Genomic DNA, 16842 nt, shown 5'->3' on the forward strand with positions numbered 1-16842 from the left:
CCTATTTCTCCTTCACCCGCTCGAATGGCGGCTGCACCATCGGCGGGTCAATCCATGGATGATGCCCGCCCTTCAGAACCGTCACTACCCGTTCGCCGGCGAAGGTCACCGCCACGCCGCCGGTGCGCGCGAGCGTCTCGCGGTCGAGCTTGAGCCAGCGCGGCGCGCAACCCGGCGGGAGTCGCCGTTCGCTCACCACGATGTCGGAGCCGCCGCACACCGCCATCATTGCGCGCCACGGCACCAGATAGCCGCTCCGCGTCGCCGCCACCCGCCAGCGCCGCGCGCCCGCCACCGCGTCGATCAGGCACAGATCCTTGCTGCATCGCGCCTCGGGCCGCTCGGCGAGCAGTTCGATCGCCTCATCGTCCGCCCCGCTATTCTCGCCCAGCATCGATCGCGTATAGTCACCCGCCCGGTCGCGGAGCAGCGCCATGCCGCCATCGGGCGTACGGATCGCCAGATGCCGCCCATCGCCCGTCACCAGCAGGTCCGGCGGTGGCGTGAGCAGCGCCCAGACCGCACCCAGTGCCAGCGGCGCCAGCCCGACCAGTCGCACCCGCGTCCGCCAGAGCGCGATCCACAGTCCGCCCGCGACCATCAGCGCATAGGCTCCGCCCGGCATCGCCGGCAGCGCCGCCACCGCGCCGGGTGCGGATGCCGCCGCATGCGCCAGCCAGAGCAGGAACGCCAAGGCCCGCGCCGTCAGCCACCAGACCGGCGCACCCAGCCCCGCAATATCGAGCAGCAGCGCCAGTGCCTCTAGCGGCATGATTACGAAGGTTGTCAGCGGGATAGCGACGATATTGGCGAGCGCACCGTAGATGCCCGCCTGATGGAAATGGAACAATGCGATCGGCATCAGGGCCAGCTCCACCGCCACACCGGTCAGTAGCAGCGAACCCAGGTTGCGGAGCAGGTGGCGTCCCCACCCTTCTTCGCGCCGCTCGAACCAGCCGCGGATCCTCGGGCTCTCATGCAGCGCCACGATCGCAGTCACCGCCGCGAAGCTCAGCTGGAAGCTCGGGCCCGCCAGCGCCTCGGGCCATAGCAGCAGCACGACCAGCGCGCCTGCCGCCACCAGCCGCAATGTGATCGCCTCGCGCCCCAGGCTCAGTGCGAGCAGGACGATCAACGCCGCTACGCACGATCGGATCGTCGGCACCTCGGCGCCCGTGAGCCATGTATAGCCGATCGCCGCCAGCGCGCCCGCGCCCGCCGCGACCAAGGTAGCCGCCAGCGCAGCGCCAGTGTCGGGCTCAGCGACAGCAGCCGCAGCACAACGAACATCGCCGCCGCGGTCACCGCAGTCACGTGCAGCCCGCTCACCGAGAGCAGGTGCGCGAGCCCCGATCGCCGCATCGCCTCGGCATCTGCCTCCGAGATCGCGCCCTGGTCTCCGGTCGCGAGCGCGCTTGCGATTCCCCCGCCGCTTCCCTCGACCCGGCCCTGGATATGCTTGGACAATCGCGCCCGCAGGTCCGCCCCCTGCGGCTCGCCCGGCGTCACCACCCTGATCGGAGCGAAGCCCTTGCCCGTCGCCCCCAGCCCGTTGAACCACGCCACCCGCGCGAAATCATAGGCGCCGGGCACCGAGGGCGGCGCCGGCGGCATCAGCCGCGCCCGCATCTCCACCACCGCGCCCCGCGCCACGACCGCCGGCATGTCCTCCTCGGCGACATTGACCCGCAACTTGCCCGGCAGATCCGCCCGCCCGAGCGGCGCGATCGTCAGGCGCACGAGCTCGCGCGACGGCAGTTGCTCGACACGGACTACCCGCCCCTGGAACGTCGCGATCGCCGGCCGCGCCAGCACCGGCGCCGCCACGTTCTCCGCCCGCCACCAAATCAGCGCGCATCCCGCGGCCGCCATCAGTCCCGCGATCAGCACAGCACGCCCGAAACGTCCGCCCAGCGTCGCGCCCGCCAATGCCACTGCCACGCCGCCCAGCATGAACCCGATCCAGCGCCCCGCGTCGGGCAGCACGAACCAGGCAGTGATCCCCGCGCCCAGCATCACCGGCAGCCACAGCACCAATTGCTCGCGCTCGGCCTCCAGCCAGCGTTCCACGCCGTCGCGCGACTGGCGGAATCCGTGCCGCGCCTCCATTTGTAGGGAGGAAAACCCCGTGCTAGGGGCCTCGGCGGCTGAACTGGCCATCAAATTTCAAGTCTGGGAGCAAGCGCGGTTGAGCGCAAATTCTGATACCGGCGGCAAGCCAGTCGTCACCCGTTTCGCGCCGTCCCCCACGGGCTTCCTCCATATCGGCGGCGCGCGCACCGCTTTGTTCAACCTGCTTTTCGCCCACCATCACGGCGGCAAGTTCCTGCTGCGCATCGAGGATACCGATCGCGCGCGCTCTACGCAGCCCGCGATCGAGGCCATTCTCGATGGAATGCGCTGGCTCGGGCTCGACTGGGACGGCGACGAGGTCTTCCAGTTCGCCCGCGCCGAGCGCCATGCCGAGGTCGCGCGCCAGATGATCGAGAAGGGTGCAGCCTATCGCTGCTACCTCACCCAAGACGAACTCGCGGCGATGCGCGCCGAGGCCGAGGCGGCCAAGAAGCCGCTGCGCATCCGCTCTCCCTGGCGCGAGCGCGAGAACAACGACGCGAACGCGCCCTATGTCGTCCGCCTCAAGGCGCCGACCGAAGGCGCGACAACGATCCGCGACCAGGTCCAGGGCGAAGTCACCGTGCAGAACAGCGAGATCGACGATCTCGTCCTGCTCCGCTCGGATGGCACACCTACGTATATGCTTGCCGTGGTGGTCGACGACCACGACATGGGCGTCACGCACGTAATCCGCGGTGACGATCACTTGAACAACGCCTTCCGCCAGCTGCCAATCTACCGCGCCATGGGCTGGCCCGAGCCCGAATACGCCCATATCCCGCTGATCCACGGCGCGGACGGCGCGAAGCTGTCGAAGCGCCACGGCGCGCTGGGCGTCGACGCCTATCGCGACGAGATGGGCATCCTGCCCGAGGCGCTGAGCAATTATCTGCTCCGCCTCGGCTGGGGGCATGGCGATGACGAGATTATCAGCCGCGAGCAGGCGATCGAATGGTTCGATCTCGCCGGGGTCGGCAAGTCGCCTTCGCGGTTCGACCTTAAGAAGCTCGAGAATCTCAACGGTCACTATATCCGCGCCGCCGACGATGCCCGGCTCGCCGATCTGGTAGCCCAGCACCTTCCGTTCGATCTGACCGAGTCGCAGCGCGATCTTTTGCAGCGCGGCATGGCAGTCTTGAAGCCTAGGGCCGCGAATCTCCTGGAATTATCAGAAGGTGCTTCCTTCCTGTTTCGCACGCGCCCACTCGAATTGGACGAGGCCGCGGCCGCTCTGCTAGAGGGCGACGCGCGGGCGCTGCTGGCCCGGCTTCACGCCGCGCTTGACGGCGTCGAAGCCTGGGATACGGAAGCGCTCGAAGCGGCGGTACTCACCGTCGCGGAAGATGCGGGGGTCAAGCTCGGCGCCGCTGCGCAACCGTTGCGCGCAGCACTTGTCGGGCGGAAGACCTCGCCCGGCATTTTCGACGTCCTGGCATTGCTGGGGCGCGAGGAAAGCCTGGCCCGCATCGCAGACCAGATGACCGTTCCCGCCTGAACCGCGGGACAAGCAAGGACGACGAACTATGAGCGACACCGCGAAGCTGCAGGTTCCGGGGAAGGAAGTCGAATATCCGATCCTGAAGGGCAGCACCGGCCCCGATGTCGTCGATATCCGCAAGCTCTATGCCCAGACGGGCATGTTCACCTACGATCCTGGCTTCACCTCGACGGCGAGCTGCGAATCGGGCCTGACCTTCATCGACGGCGACGAGGGCGTCCTGCTCCATCGCGGCTATCCGATCGGCCAGCTCGCCGAGCATTCGAGCTTCATGGAAGTCAGCTACCTGCTGCTGAACGGCGAACTGCCGACCCAGGACGAGCTGAGCAGCTTCACCCGCACGATCACCCGCCACACCATGCTGCACGAGCAGCTCGCCACCTTCTATCGCGGCTTCCGCCGCGATGCGCATCCGATGGCGGTGATGTGCGGCGTCGCCGGCGCGCTCTCGGCCTTTTATCACGACTCGACCGACATCACCGATCCCAAGCAGCGGATGATCGCCAGCCACCGGCTGATCGCCAAGATGCCGACGATCGCGGCGATGGCGTACAAGTACAGCGTCGGCCAGCCGTTCCTCTATCCGGACAACGACCTCAGCTACACCGGCAATTTCCTGCGCATGACCTTCGGCGTGCCGGCGGAGAAATATGTGGTGAACCCGGTGGTCGAGAAAGCGCTCGACCGCATCTTCATCCTCCACGCCGATCACGAGCAGAACGCCTCGACCTCGACCGTGCGCCTCGCCGGTTCCTCGGGCGCCAACCCGTTCGCGTGCATTGCCGCCGGCATCGCCTGCCTCTGGGGCCCGGCGCATGGCGGCGCCAACGAAGCCGCGCTCAACATGCTGCATGAGATCGGTCGTCCGGAGCGCATCCCCGAGTTCATCGCCCGCGCCAAGGACAAGAACGATCCGTTCCGCCTGATGGGCTTCGGCCACCGCGTCTACAAGAACTACGATCCGCGCGCGACGGTAATGCAGAAGACCGTGCGCGAGGTGTTCAAGGAACTGAACGTCTCCGATCCGGTGTTTGACGTGGCGCTCCAGCTCGAGGAAATGGCGCTCAAGGACGATTATTTCATCGAGAAGAAGCTCTTCCCGAACGTCGACTTCTATTCGGGTGTGATCCTTTCGGCGATTGGCTTCCCGACGACGATGTTCACCGCTTTGTTCGCGCTCGCCCGCACCGTCGGCTGGGTCGCGCAGTGGAACGAGATGATCTCGGATCCCGAGCAGAAGATCGGCCGTCCGCGCCAGCTCTATACGGGCCCGACGCAGCGCGACTACGTCCCCGTCGACAATCGCTGATCCGTTCTCCCGCGAGACAGACTTGGCCGGCGCCCCCGGGCATGAATGGGGGCGCCGGCTTGGTTTGAGGGGTGGGGAACCCACCCTCTCACGCCATCGGGATCAGTCGTGATATGCCTGCGACAATGCCCGCAACCATTCGGCCATGACGGCCTTGGCTTCGGTTGACAGGTATAGATGCGACCGGCGGTGATCTCTTGCGTCCGGGGCACGGCAAACCGCCCCCCGGCTCACCAGCAGCGTGATCCAGCGAAGCGCGGTGGTGGTTGGCACGCCGGACGCGATGCAGGCGCTCGTGATGCTGACGACACGGCCCTCTATCCCGGCCGCAAAGAGATCCAGCAGGATTTCCCAGGCTGGATCCGCAAACAAATCGGCGCCAAAGAAATCCCCGCGCTTTCGCCGCATGCGCAGATATTTCTGCGCCACCGCCGCGAGTTCTGTATCGGACTTTTCGACGTGTCGCTCGACATTGCCGGTCGCGGACCGCCCGCCCGCGGCGGCGCGAGCAATCATCGAGAGCGCATTAAGGCTGGACATTGCTGCCTCCTGGGGTAGGCCCAAGTTGGTGAGGATCGACGCCCGCTCGTCGATCTAAAGTAGCGCCGAGCACCATCACGAGCATGATCGGGATGCCCCAGACGCTTTCCAGCCCGCGGTAGATCGCCGGTGTATATCCCGCCGCCAACCAGGTCGCTGTATGTGCCAGGACGCCGTTCATCTGAAAGCCTGTGATCCAGATCGTCCAATAACGCCTGCTGTTGAGCATCAGCACGTAGAAGCCGACGAGCAGTGCACCATCCAGGATGACCTTGAAGCCGGGCGATGTTGCCAGGTGCAGATCGACCGAGCCAACCGCTCGGCCGATCAGGACTGTGGCGAGCGACATGAAGGCCGCCCATCGTCCATCCCTGCCTCCATTGATCGCGGTGACCGCGCAACAGAGAAGCGTCAGGGACAGGAACAACATGACTATCAGCATGGCCTGCCCAACGATGCGTTATGCGCTTGCGCAAGATGCAGCCGCTCAAGCAACCGCCTGGGGTTGTTGATGGACAGGCGCCGACGCTTCGGTGAACACCTCGAGCGGATTGTCGCATCCCAGATCCACAACATTCAAATTGCTGCCCCGCTTGATGACGTTCATTCGCTTGGCGGCCTCGACGAAATCGCCTCGGACCCCGATCAGAGACGTCAGCCCGGAAGCCACCGAACTGAAGATCGTCTGGGACTGTGCCGGTGGCACCTTGCCGTTGTGAGCGGTCTCGATCAACGATCCGAACATGCGTGATCCGGCGACCAGCGCATCATCCACGGCGTCAAATGTCGACCGCAAATCCCCGGCGAGTACTATCGCCGCGCCTTTTTCGAATTTATGCATAGCTTTCCCCTTAGCGCCGGAGCACGGCGCATTAAGTTTCCGACCCTTGGTAAAATCAGAAGACTTTCAGGATGCCGAGAAAGAGGATCACAATCGCTAGAACCAGCACCACTCCGGTTATCCCGGATCGGATTGCCAGCAAGGTCATCTGAGCCGCGTTCAGGTCATGCAGTCTTCCTCCAACCGGTATTGGAAAGAGCAGCCTTACAAGCGCTTTCCATTCGGCCTGTGCAAAGCTCTCTGCCTCGTTGGCGGGCTCCGCAAGGGCTTGCGATGGTGATCCCGATTTTTGGGGTAGCTCCGACGCAGTGAGCGCCCGGGCCGCATCTCGACGATTCGAGGCCCCGAGCCGGCTCATTGCCGCCTTGACGTAGGTGTCGACGGTCTGCGGGGACAGACCTGTCTCTGCCGCGATCTCTTTGGTGGACATTCCTCTCGCCACGAGTCGCAAGCAGTTTTTCTGACTTTCGGACAACTGGCTCGTGTCCACCTGCAAATCCTCCAACGTGGACCTAATCGGACAAAATCATGCCACGTGTCTAGAGAGCTTCGGAGTCGATGCCATCCGAGTCGATATCGGGCAGTGACGAAACCCCGTTCTCGCCGCGCTCCAACGCCAATAGCATATCGAGGCCGAGCTGCAGGTGGCAGGCGGGGCTGCCATCTCCCGCCTCATCGCAAAGGCGAAGCGCCGATTCGACACACTCGATCGCGCAACGTCGTATCGCCTTGCGCTCAACTTCCGTGATACGTCGCATCCGCGGATGCTGCGGCAAGTCGCATGATGGAACAACTCTGGAACGGTCCAGCTTTGGCACACACGGCCGGAGAGGTTACGCTCCCTTACCACCCGAGAGGAGTCGTCCATTGGTCCGCACGCTCGCAACTGCCGCCGGCATCCTCCTCCTGGCCTTCGGCGCGCTGTTCCTGCTCCAGGGCCTCGGCGTGATCCGCTGGCCAGCGGAAAGCTTCATGATCGACAGCCGTACCTGGATATTTCGCGGCGCCGTGATCGCCGCGATTGGCGCGGTTCTGATTCTTCTGGCGCGATTCGGCGGCACGCGGTCCTAACCTGAACCTTCCCCAACGACCGATTCAGCAACGCGAACGCTTCTGCAGCGTATTCCTCTGGTCAGCGGGCAAAAAGAGAGGAAGCAGATATGAAGACCCTTACCAAGATCATCGCCGCGGCGGGCATCGCCGTCGCCACCATCGCCGCCGCCGCACCGGCCGACGCCCAGCGTTATCGCGGCGACCGCCAGGACCGTGAGTATCGCGGTGACCGCCACGACCGTCACGATCGCTGGGATCGCGGGCATCGCCGCGGCTGGGATCGCGGCTATCATCGCGGTTGGGACCGCCGCTATTATAATCGCGGCCGTCATCACCGCAGCTGCTGGAACGAGTGGCATCGCGGCTATCGCGTCCGCGTCTGCCGTTAAATTCAGGGTCAGGCGTCCGTCCCTCGCGGGCGGGCGCCGCCCTCAGCCGCGCATCGGCAAGGTGAACACGAACCGCGCACCCATGCCCGGCGCGCTGTCGACCAGCAGGTCGCCGCCCATCGCCCGCGCCAGCCGCCGCGAGATATAGAGTCCCAATCCCGAGCCCCCCGGCTCGCTGGCATCGACTCGGCCGAACTTCTCGAAGATCCGCGCCTGGTCTTCCTGGGCAATGCCCTTGCCCTGATCGGCGACGATCACGCAGCCCATGTCGCCGTCGCGCTCGAGCCGCAGCCACACCATCCCGCCCGGCGGCGAATAACGCACGGCATTGCCGATCAGATTGACCAGCACCTGCAGCGCCCGGCGGAACTCGCCGGTGACCGGCATTTCCTCGTCCAGCGCCGACTTGTCGATCCGCACGTCGGCCTGGTTGGCGCGCACCGTCAGCAGCCCCGCCGCGCGGCGCGCGACATCGGCTAGGTCAACCGGTTCCTGGAGCGGCGCGAAATCGTCGCGCTCCACCGCCTGGAGATCGACCAGATCCTCGACCAGCCCGAGCAGATGCCGCCCCGCATTGGCGATGTCCGCGGCATACTCCGCGTAGTCGGTCTTGAGCGGCCCCTCGGTCTCGGCGCTGATCGAGTCGGCATTGGCGATGATCTTGCTGAGTGGTCCGCGCAGCGCCCGGTCGAGCCGCTGGCTGAACGAATCGGGGAAGCCCCCGAACGGCGCAGCGGGGCCCGGCACCGGCGCGTCGAGCACCGGCGGCGGCGGCGCCTCGTCGATCATGTGCGCCGCCCCGACGAACCCAGCGAAGCGCCCGCCCGGATCGGTGCGCGGCGTCGCGGCGAGGCGGACCAGGCGCCCGGTGCCGCGCAATTCCGCCTTCTGCCCGTCGAACCGTGCCTGCGCGGTCACTGCGTTCAGGATCGGGAGGTTGCCCGTCTCGTCATGCTCTAGCGCGAACAGCCGGGTCAGCGGCTGCCCCAGCATTTCGCCCGAGTCGAATCCATAGCGCTCGCCCGCCTCGATCGAGAGGAAGGTGATGCGCAACGAGGCATCGGTCTCCCACAGCCAATCGGCGGCGGAGCGGAAGAAGTCGCCGTCGCGCTCGGGATCGCTCGCCGTTGCCCGCCATGCCGGGCGCGGGCGCCAGCCGCTCACTTCGAGTCGCAGACCGCCCATTTCTGGTTCGGCGCGCACCCAGAGCTCGATATCGTCGTCGCCATCGGCGGCGATCACGTTGCGCGAGATCGCGATCCCCAGCCGTTGCGCCAGCCGTGCCAGCGCCGCGACCTGCGGCACCGCCAGCGCCGCGCCCTGACTGCCGCCCGCCCGCTGGTTGAGCTCCATCAGCAGCGGCTCGGCATCGATCAGCCGCCCGCCCGAATCGAGCCTGCCGATGGCCAGCGGCATGCTGAGGTCGTGCGCGTTCACTTCACGTCTCCACGCCGGAGCGCCAGCAGGGCCGCGCGATAATCGGGATGGAGCCGGAGCGGCGTCAGCGCCGCGCGCGCCTGGATCGGTTCGATCGACGCGATCGCGTCGAGCAGTTCTGCAAAGCTCTCCAGATCGCGCCGCGGATCGGCCTCGCACAGCGCATAGCCCACCTGGGCCACCGCCGCGCGCGGCATCTCCAGCGCGCGCAACGCCAGCCAGAGCCGCTCGCCGCCGGTGTCGAGCACCATCTCGCGCGCGATCGCATAGTCGACGCCCAGCGCATGGCCGAGCAGCGCGATGAACAGCACGATGCGCCGGTCGCCCAGCGCCTCGACGAGCAGGTCCGAAAGCTCGCCGCGCTGCGGATTGACCGCCAGGGCAAAGCGCATCGCCGAAGTCTCGAGCCGGTCGCCCTCGTCATAGGCCGCGAGGCTGCGCATCGCCGCCTCGGACAGCGCGTAGTCCAGCGCGGCGGTCGGATCGCCGCTCTCCTCGCGGAGCGCTGCCGCGACCCACCAGACGAGACGGTGGTGCAGCTCGGCGGGCAGGTCGGTCTGGATGAACTGTCCCGCTTCGGGACTGGTCCGGCGTCGACTTTCAGCAATCAGCAGCGCCATCGCGCTCGCCGCGACCACGCGATCGGGGTGATCGACGAATCGGTTGATCAGGCTCGGCCGCTCGGGATCGTCGGGCGCATGCGCGGGCAGTTCGTGCCCCAGCAGCTCCTGGCGGACGCGCCCGACCAGCTCGGCCATCAGCTCGGGATCGCGCAGCAGCCCCGATCGCATCAGCCGTGCAAACACCGGATCGGGGGCCAGATCGCCGCCATGACGCCGGATCTGGCGCTCCACCGCGTCTATCAGACCGCGCAGCAGCTCGGACAGCGCCGAGCGGGTGCGTTCGTCGAGCCGGGCGTCCTCGGGCAGGAAGAAATCGTCGACCGTCCTCTGCAATCCCCGCTGGACGCAGAGCTCCGCAGCCGCCGCACGCGCGAGCAACTCGGTTGCGTCGATGGGGGAGCCACCGCGCATGTCGACGGGATTGTCCGACATGGACCTCGATTAGCGGAAGCGTCGTTAAGACGAGACTAAGGCTTTTCGCGCGTCGCCTCAACCGCCGCCGCCAGCGTGGCGAAGGCATAGAGCGCCACCGCGCCCAGACCATATTCGACATAGCCGGCCAGCGCGAACGGCGTCAGCAGCAGCAGGTGCGCCGAGGGGCTCGCCCACCAGCGCCGATGCAGCGACGAGGCGCGCTCGACCAGCAATTGCGAAGCGACTGCGATCAGCGCCAGCACCAGCGGCGTCGCCGTCCCGAGCAACCGGAACTCGGTCCAGCCGCCGAGCAGCGTGACTGCCGCGAACAGCAGGAATATCCCGGCCTCGACCCGCCGCGCCCGCTTTTCCTCGCCGCGCAGCGCGGACATCGCCGCGCCAGATGCCAGCGATGCCGTCGCCACCAGCGAGCCGACCAGCCCTACCCCGCTCCAGCCGAACCAGATGCCCGCCAGCGCGCCCAGGCCGAACAGGCCGCCGGTCAGCGTCGCGACGAACCCAGGCACCCCGCGCGAGACGAGCTCGGGAAGCACCATTCTCGCGCCGCGCGTGAAGATCCAGCGGTCGGACCAGCCGGGAAGCCGTTCGGTAAGCGCGGCCAGCACGCTGGCGTTGCGCGAGGCAAGCCCATCCACGCTGCGTTCCACCGCATGTCCGCCGCGCAGCCAGCCCTTGGCGAGCGGTACATGCTCGGCCCCCGATTGCGCGGCGACGCGGAGCAGCGCCGACTGGAAGTCGTAATCCTCGGGCATCTGCGCGATCTGCGCGAGCTGCGAGGGCGAGATGCGGGCGATCCCAGCCCAGCAATCCTTCATGTCGAGCCGCTCGATCGCAGCGGGCGATCCGGCATCGTCGGTGACGAGCAGTGCCTCGGGGCCATCCGCCGCCATCCGGTCCACCACCGGATCGGTCGTCACCAGCCCGTCGGCGAGCACCAGCACGCGCGCGTCGGGATCGGCCTTCTCCGCCGCTTCCTCGGCCGATCGCACGATCTCGACCGTCGCGGCACGCTTCGATGCGCGGTTGACCGCCGCCAGCAGCCCGGGCGTCATCTTGCCCACCGCGACCAGGATCTGCTGGGCGCCGGCGCCGTTGAGCAGCCGTATCTGGTATTCGAGCAGCGTCATGCCGCCAAAAGGCAGCGTCGCGACGAGCGAACCCGGGCGGTCAGTGGCTTCCTCGATGGCGAAAATCAGGCCTGCAAGCATGGCGGCGGGGTTAGGATGAATGGCGCGAGGAGGCAAATCCCTGCAGTCCATCTTTCCAAATTGGCACGGCCCCGCATTTTCTTATCTGCACATTCATGATAATAATTGGGCCTGCGGTAAATCGGATGGGGAGACCGAGTTATGGCAACTACAGCGGACGACACCACACTCAAGGGCTGTGGCGGGGATTTCGTCGCCTTCGTCAGTCGCTGGATCTACGTGTTCATGGCGGGGCTGTTCATTGTCACCGTCTTTGCGGGGTTCGTCCCGGATTCGATCGGCAAAATGGGGGATGTCGCGGCGGGCAGGCGACCGCCTTTCCCGCCCATTCTCCACGTCCATGCCGTGCTGATGGGAAGCTGGCTATTGCTGCTGCTCACACAGGCGACATTGATGGCAACGGGCCGTCGCGCGATCCACAAGCAGCTCGGCCTGCTCGCGGTGGTGCTGGCGCCGGCGATCGTCGTCGCGGGTTTCCTGCTCATTCCCGCGATGGACGGGCAGCTCATCGACGGCATCCGCCATGGGCCTCCCGAAGTCGCCGCCCGGCTGCAGGAAAAACTTCCCAGGGTCATGAACATCATGCTGATCCAGATCCGGATCGGCATCGTCTTCGCAATCCTCGTGGCGATCGGCCTACGCGCCCGCCGGTTCGATACCGAGTTGCACAAGAGATTGATGTTCCTCGCCACCGCCGCGGCGCTGCCCGCCGCGACCGATCGGATCGAGTGGCTGCCGAGCAGTTTTCCAGGCTCGGCGCTGACCGTCGAGCTCTGGCCGCTGCTGGTGATCGCGCCGCTGTTCCTCTGGGATGTCTTCCGCCTGAGGCGCATCCACCGCGCTTACCTGGTCTGGTTCGCGGTCACGCTCATTCCGGCGGTGACGATGCACCTGCTCTGGGGAACCGACTGGTGGCGCAGGACTGCCCTTGCCCTGCTGGGAGCGAGCGATCTCGCCTGAGTCGGATCGCCGGGTTCAGTAGAGCAGGAAGTTCCGCCGGGTATCTTCCCACGCCGCCTCGTCGGGCAGCGTCACCGCGTTGAGGTCAGCAGGCACCGCCCCGGCATCGTCCACCCATTCGCGCAGCCCCGGGCCGCCGTTGATCACATCGATCGCCAGTCTGTCGAACACATATTCGTACGGGAAGTCGCGCCAGAGGTCATAGTCGGGATAGAGCCGCCGGATCGCCTTGAAGCCCAGCGCCTGGAGCCGCCACGGCTTGAACGCCTGATGGTCGTATCCCTGTCCCTCGGCATGGAGGAACACGCCCGAGCAGAGCCGGCCGACATGCTTGTGGAAGGTCGGCTGGAACCACATGTCTCGAAGCGTGCAGCCGGCAAGCCATTCCGGCGCCAGCGCGCGCATTTCCGCAATGACCCGTTTGGCGTCCATGTCCGGCGCGCCGAACAGCTCGAGCGGCCGCGTCGTCCCCCGCCCCTCGGACAGGGTCGTCCCCTCCAGCATCACCGTACCGGCATAGGCCCGCGCCATGTTGACGTTGGCGGCATTGGGGCTCGGATTGATCCACACGCGCTCGGGCGGCCAGCCGAAGCCCGGACCGTCCCCCGGCTGCCAGCCCTCCATCTCGATCACGCGATAGTCGACGTTCAGCCCGAAATGCTCGATGAACCACTGGCCCATCTCGCCCAGCGTCATCCCGTGCCGCATCGGCATCGGCCCGGCGCCGACAAAGCTCTCCCAGCCGGGCAGCAGCGTCAGCCCTTCCACCGGACGTCCCGCGGGATTGGGGCGGTCGAGCACCCAGACCTGCTTGCCATGTGACGCCGCGGCTTCGAGCACATAGAGCAATGTTGTCACGAAAGTGTAGATACGGCAGCCAACATCCTGAAGATCAATCAGAATGACATCGAACGTGCCCATCGATTGCCCGGTCGGCCGCCGCACTTCGCCGTACAGGCTGAACACCGGCATGCCATAGGTCGGATCGGTGAAGTCGGGCGACTCCATCATATTGTCCTGCAGGTCGCCGCGCACGCCGTGCTGCGGCCCGAACAATGCCGACACATTGAGCCCAGTCGCGACCAGCGCGTCGAGCGAATGGGTCAGATCCGCGGTGACCGAGGCCGGATGCGCCAGCAGCGCGACGCGCTTGCCTTCCAATGGCTTGCGGAGTTCAGGGTCGGCGATCAGCCGGTCGATACCGAATTTCATGGGCGTCGAGGTGCCGCCAGATGCCGCGCGACGCAAGCCGGATCGTCGCGCGATGCGATACCTGCCGCCTATTCCTCGGTCGAAGCACCGGTGTGCTGCCTGCTCCGGCCCGACCGATCCGGGATCATCCAGACCTGCCTGCCGGTCACGACGTCGGCATAGGGGCGCCCCTGCGCGTCCTTGCTCGGGATATAGCGAAGCGCTTGCGGATCAGCCGGCAGGTCGCGTTGTCCAGTGCGGCATGGCCGCTCGATCGCGTCACGGTGCAGTCGGTCACCCGCCCGCGTACGTCCACGATGAAACGGAGATAGACGGTGCCGGAAGCACCGACACGCGCGGCGGCGCGCGGATAGTCCGCATCGCGGATGGCGCCCTCGATCAGCCGCAACGGCGTGTCTCCACCCTCGCCGGAGCCGTTCCCCGCAGCAGCTGTGCCGCTGCCCTGCCCGCGCGTGTCACTCCCCGGGGCGGTGACGGGCGCCTTGCCGGAAAGAATATTGCTCCCCTGCTCGGGGAGCGGCGCCGTGACGATCGGAGCCGGCGCGGGCATGAGCAGCGGCGGCGCGCCTCGCAATCGACTCCAGGATTCTGGCGCTCCAGCCTCCATGCCGCCTGGAATGCCGCAGCCGGGCCGAACGATCCAGCGGGAATTAAGACGGACTCACGGCTGGTTAGGCCGTGCTGCTGGCAGTTCCAGCGTGAAGCAAGCGGGATCATGGAAGTTGGGCTCGCCGGGAGGATGCGCGAGCGCCCAATAGGATTTGGTGCCGTCCGCCTCCTCGATCACCGCCGTCAGATTGGCCGTGCAGATTCGGTTCGCGAGCTCCGAGAAATCGACATCCACCTCCAGTTTGAATCCCGCTTCCGTCCGCACGGCTCCGATGTGCGGCTCGACGGAGACCTCCAGGTTCTGCCGCCCGGTGCGATGCGCGGCGAAGCTGTAGGCCGCCCATTGGCTGGACGGCGAGAAATTGAATTCAAAATAGCCTTCCGCTCCCTCCGGGCGAACGAAGAGCTCGAAACAAGTCGTTTGCCACAACCCGTCGGCACGTGTCGGCGTCGCGGGTTCCGGCACCACCAGCATGTCGGCGTCGTGGACGACATATTCGATCAGCGCGTCGCGCCAATCGGTAGCGGTGATCTCCACTTCGATCGCCGATACGGCACGCGGCGGAGTGTCAGGGTGGCAGATCAATCTGAGGATCATACGAATCCGGTTCGTGTCCAATGGAGGTTTCGTCTGCTCCACTTCCCGAACGCGGCCAAGCCCTCAGCTTTCGCCCGCCCGCGGGGATGACGCGCGGCCCTGCTTTGGCTATGCGGCCACCATCATGACCGAACACAAGTCCGATCTCCTGACCTCGCTCTTTGCGCGCGGCTATATCCACCAGGTCACCGATGCGGCCGGCCTCGACGCCCTCGCAAGCGAGCAGGTCATCCCCGCTTATGTCGGCTTCGACGCCACAGCGTCGTCGCTCCATGTCGGCAATCTGGTTTCGGTCATGCTGCTCCGTCGCCTGCAACAGGCCGGGCACAAGCCGATCGTCCTGATGGGCGGCGGCACTACCAAGGTGGGCGATCCCTCGGGTAAAGATGAGATCCGCAAGCTGCTCGACGATGACGGCATCGCGGCGAACATCGCCTCGATCCGCCGCATCTTCGAGCGCTTCCTGACGTTCGGCGACGGCCCGACCGATGCGATCCTTGTCAACAACGCCGATTGGCTCGACAAGCTCGAATATATCCCGTTCCTGCGCGACGTCGGCCGGCACTTCACGATCAACCGGATGCTCACCTTCGATTCGGTCAAGCTCCGCCTCGATCGCGAACAGCCGCTGACCTTCCTCGAATTCAACTACATGATCCTCCAGGCCTATGATTTCCTGGAGCTTTCCCGCCGTTCGAAGTGCCGCCTCCAGATGGGCGGATCGGACCAGTGGGGCAATATCGTCAACGGCGTCGAGCTCACCCGCCGGATCGACAGCGAAGAGGTTTTCGGCGTCACCACGCCGCTGATCACCAAGGCCGACGGCTCGAAGATGGGCAAGTCGGTCAACGGCGCGATCTGGCTCCATGAGGACCAGCTCTCGCATTACGAGTACTGGCAGTTCTGGCGGAACACCGACGATCGCGACGTGGGCCGCTTCCTGCGGCTGTTCACCGATTTGCCGCTTGACGAGATCACGCGTCTCGAAGGCCTTGAGGGCGCCGGGATCAACGAGGCCAAGAAGATCCTCGCCGACGAGGCGACCGCGCTGTGCCGTGGCCGCGCCGCCGCCGAGGAAGCCGCCGAGACCGCGCGCCGCACCTTTGAGGAGGGAGGCGCCGGCGATGCGCTCCCGACCTTCGTCGTCGAAGGCGGCAGCATCACCATCGTCGACGCGCTGGTGAACCTGGGATTTTGCGCCTCCAAGGGCGAGGCACGCCGGCTGATCAAAGGCGGCGGCGCCCGCGTCGACAATGAAAAAGTCGATGACGAAGCGCAGTTGTTAACCATATCCGCGCCGGTCCGAGTCTCGGCGGGGAAGAAGCATCATGGTATCCTGACACCGGGGTCGTAAACGCGCGTTAAGTAGCTTCGTTGGGCCGGGATTCACACGAGCCGGGTATCCATTTCGTCGTACCTCAAGGTATTTGAATGAGGCGCGTGTGAGTTTCGGTTACGGGAATCTGGCTTTTGCGGACAATAGGAGCGTCGATCGCGACGAAGTCCATTACCGCGCCCGCGCCTTCGGTCCCGACGCCCGCCAGCTGACCTTCCTGATCGTCAACGTCTCACCGCACGGCATGATGGCCCGCTGCGAGGCGGTCTTCGAGGTCGGCGATCGTATCCGCGTCCAGCTGCCCAAGGTCGGCGTGGTAATCGCCGAGGTGCGCTGGTCGCTGGGCGGCCGCATCGGCGCCCAGTTCGAGCGCGCGATCGACCTGGCAAGCTATTACGAGCTGATCGCCACGATGGTCCGCGCGAACTAAAGGGTGCGCACACCATTGCCGTTGTCGAGGCAATGACGCAAAGCGCCCGGCATGAGCGAGCAACCGGCCTGGGTGGCTCTGTTAGGCTGCACCCTGGCGATCTGCTGCATCGTCCAGGCAGTCGTGGACTTCCGTCGGAAGCGCTATGTCTGGAGCGCCTTCGGCTTTCTGTTCGGCATGACCCTGATGCTGACGCCGGTTGAGAGCCGCGTGACGATAACGTTGCCCGCCTCGGCGCCTGCCGACTGA

At 66.1% G+C, this 16842-nt stretch carries 19 protein-coding genes and 1 pseudogene; 8 read left to right on the forward strand and 12 right to left on the reverse strand.

Translation table 11 applies throughout. The features are described 5' to 3' along the window. Nucleotide 1: 1 nt before the first annotated feature. Nucleotides 2-2109, reverse strand: a pseudogene (locus IAG41_RS06040) (ComEC/Rec2 family competence protein). A gap of 79 nt (nt 2110-2188) precedes the next feature. On the opposite strand from IAG41_RS06040, the gene gltX reads away from it, so the two are divergent. After that, the gene (gene gltX / locus IAG41_RS06045; protein WP_222950482.1) at nt 2189-3610 is read left to right on the forward strand and encodes a glutamate--tRNA ligase; all 1422 of its coding nucleotides are present in this window, start codon (nt 2189-2191) and stop codon (nt 3608-3610) included. Between the two features lie 28 nt (nt 3611-3638). Further along, entirely contained in the window at nt 3639-4922 is a 1284-nt protein-coding gene (locus IAG41_RS06050) for a citrate synthase (protein WP_187727612.1), read from the forward strand. A gap of 102 nt (nt 4923-5024) precedes the next feature. Here the strand turns inward: IAG41_RS06050 and IAG41_RS06055 are convergent, their stop codons facing one another. Genes IAG41_RS06055 through IAG41_RS06075 form a run of 5 tightly spaced genes read right to left on the reverse strand, consistent with a single transcriptional unit; the run spans nt 5025 to nt 7061 of the window. Beyond that, nucleotides 5025-5462 carry a MarR family transcriptional regulator gene (locus tag IAG41_RS06055; RefSeq protein ID WP_187727613.1) on the reverse strand — a complete coding sequence of 146 codons (438 nt, stop codon included), beginning with the start codon at nt 5460-5462 and terminating at the stop codon, nt 5025-5027. After that, complete coding sequence (locus IAG41_RS06060; protein ID WP_187727614.1) at nt 5449-5904, reverse strand: hypothetical protein; 456 nt, start codon at nt 5902-5904, stop codon at nt 5449-5451. The genes IAG41_RS06055 and IAG41_RS06060 overlap by 14 nt, the downstream gene beginning before the upstream one ends. 45 nt (nt 5905-5949) lie before the next feature. Further along, entirely contained in the window at nt 5950-6303 is a 354-nt protein-coding gene (locus IAG41_RS06065; RefSeq protein ID WP_187727615.1) for a hypothetical protein, read from the reverse strand. A gap of 55 nt (nt 6304-6358) precedes the next feature. Continuing rightward, a complete protein-coding gene (locus IAG41_RS06070; protein WP_187727616.1) occupies nt 6359-6793 on the reverse strand; it encodes a helix-turn-helix domain-containing protein in 435 nt (144 codons plus the stop codon). 49 nt (nt 6794-6842) lie between these two features. After that, nucleotides 6843-7061: a hypothetical protein gene (locus IAG41_RS06075; protein ID WP_187727617.1), complete on the reverse strand. Its 219-nt coding sequence runs from the start codon at nt 7059-7061 to the stop codon at nt 6843-6845. A gap of 109 nt (nt 7062-7170) precedes the next feature. Here IAG41_RS06075 and IAG41_RS06080 point away from each other — a divergent pair, with 109 nt between their 5' ends. Together IAG41_RS06080 and IAG41_RS06085 are read left to right on the forward strand one after the other, a co-directional pair. Further along, on the forward strand, nt 7171-7374 hold the full coding sequence (locus IAG41_RS06080; protein ID WP_187727618.1) for a hypothetical protein: 204 nt from the start codon (nt 7171-7173) through the stop codon (nt 7372-7374). 89 nt (nt 7375-7463) lie between these two features. Next, entirely contained in the window at nt 7464-7745 is a 282-nt protein-coding gene (locus IAG41_RS06085) for a hypothetical protein (RefSeq protein ID WP_187727619.1), read from the forward strand. Between the two features lie 42 nt (nt 7746-7787). Here the strand turns inward: IAG41_RS06085 and IAG41_RS06090 are convergent, their stop codons facing one another. The 3 genes from IAG41_RS06090 to IAG41_RS06100 are packed head-to-tail and all read right to left on the reverse strand — an operon-like array spanning nt 7788 to nt 11448. Further along, nucleotides 7788-9182 carry an ATP-binding protein gene (locus IAG41_RS06090; RefSeq protein ID WP_410468065.1) on the reverse strand — a complete coding sequence of 465 codons (1395 nt, stop codon included), beginning with the start codon at nt 9180-9182 and terminating at the stop codon, nt 7788-7790. Then, nucleotides 9179-10237 carry a DUF2336 domain-containing protein gene (locus IAG41_RS06095; protein ID WP_187727620.1) on the reverse strand — a complete coding sequence of 353 codons (1059 nt, stop codon included), beginning with the start codon at nt 10235-10237 and terminating at the stop codon, nt 9179-9181. The genes IAG41_RS06090 and IAG41_RS06095 overlap by 4 nt, the downstream gene beginning before the upstream one ends. 35 nt (nt 10238-10272) lie before the next feature. Further along, on the reverse strand, nt 10273-11448 hold the full coding sequence (locus IAG41_RS06100; protein ID WP_187727621.1) for a hypothetical protein: 1176 nt from the start codon (nt 11446-11448) through the stop codon (nt 10273-10275). 141 nt (nt 11449-11589) lie between these two features. On the opposite strand from IAG41_RS06100, the gene IAG41_RS06105 reads away from it, so the two are divergent. Beyond that, nucleotides 11590-12408, forward strand: a complete 819-nt coding sequence (locus IAG41_RS06105) for a hypothetical protein (RefSeq protein WP_187727622.1) — start codon at nt 11590-11592, stop codon at nt 12406-12408. Nucleotides 12409-12423: 15 nt separating this feature from the next. Here IAG41_RS06105 and IAG41_RS06110 read toward each other — a convergent pair whose 3' ends face one another. From IAG41_RS06110 to IAG41_RS06120, 3 genes are all read right to left on the reverse strand, one after another. Then, nucleotides 12424-13620: an exo-beta-N-acetylmuramidase NamZ domain-containing protein gene (locus tag IAG41_RS06110; protein ID WP_187727623.1), complete on the reverse strand. Its 1197-nt coding sequence runs from the start codon at nt 13618-13620 to the stop codon at nt 12424-12426. A 145-nt stretch (nt 13621-13765) separates the two neighbouring features. Further along, nucleotides 13766-14170 carry an energy transducer TonB gene (locus IAG41_RS06115; RefSeq protein WP_187727624.1) on the reverse strand — a complete coding sequence of 135 codons (405 nt, stop codon included), beginning with the start codon at nt 14168-14170 and terminating at the stop codon, nt 13766-13768. Nucleotides 14171-14281: 111 nt separating this feature from the next. Further along, complete coding sequence (locus tag IAG41_RS06120) at nt 14282-14848, reverse strand: DOMON-like domain-containing protein (protein WP_262408467.1); 567 nt, start codon at nt 14846-14848, stop codon at nt 14282-14284. 103 nt (nt 14849-14951) lie between these two features. Here IAG41_RS06120 and tyrS point away from each other — a divergent pair, with 103 nt between their 5' ends. From tyrS to IAG41_RS06135, 3 genes are all read left to right on the forward strand, one after another. After that, nucleotides 14952-16181 carry a tyrosine--tRNA ligase gene (gene tyrS, locus IAG41_RS06125; protein ID WP_187727625.1) on the forward strand — a complete coding sequence of 410 codons (1230 nt, stop codon included), beginning with the start codon at nt 14952-14954 and terminating at the stop codon, nt 16179-16181. 88 nt (nt 16182-16269) lie between these two features. After that, nucleotides 16270-16593 (forward strand): PilZ domain-containing protein, encoded by a 324-nt coding sequence (locus tag IAG41_RS06130; RefSeq protein WP_316251089.1) that lies wholly within the window; start codon nt 16270-16272, stop codon nt 16591-16593. A gap of 51 nt (nt 16594-16644) precedes the next feature. Beyond that, a complete protein-coding gene (locus tag IAG41_RS06135) occupies nt 16645-16842 on the forward strand; it encodes a hypothetical protein (RefSeq protein ID WP_187727626.1) in 198 nt (65 codons plus the stop codon).

This window comes from Sphingomonas sp. JC676 (assembly GCF_014489075.1).
Taxonomy (GTDB): domain Bacteria; phylum Pseudomonadota; class Alphaproteobacteria; order Sphingomonadales; family Sphingomonadaceae; genus Sphingomonas.